The organism is Sulfitobacter sp. HI0129, from assembly GCF_001635395.1.
Taxonomy (GTDB): Bacteria; Pseudomonadota; Alphaproteobacteria; order Rhodobacterales; family Rhodobacteraceae; genus Sulfitobacter.
This window is the reverse complement of record NZ_LWGH01000081.1, coordinates 1-210: the sequence shown is the minus strand read 5'-3', so window position 1 is coordinate 210 and position 210 is coordinate 1. Positions and strand designations below refer to the sequence as shown.

General features: G+C 62.4%; 1 pseudogene. It reads right to left on the bottom strand.

From position 1 onward, the window contains the following. Positions 1-210, bottom strand: a pseudogene (locus A3764_RS00835) (ParB/RepB/Spo0J family partition protein); the annotation flags it as partial.

Below are 210 nucleotides of genomic sequence, written 5' to 3'. Positions count from 1 at the left end.
TAGTTGTCCTCCTTGGTGAGCGCCTCGAAGACCTCCCTTTGCACCTCCTGGCTCGGGTGATCGGCGAAGGCTTTCATCGTGTCGAGCGTGATCGATTTGGCGCGGGCCGCGGCACGGATGTCGGGATGGATGAGCCCATAACGCAACCGGCCTTTGACAGCGGCGACCGTGGTACCGAAGGTCTTGGCGATGGTTTCCGGCGTCTGGCCA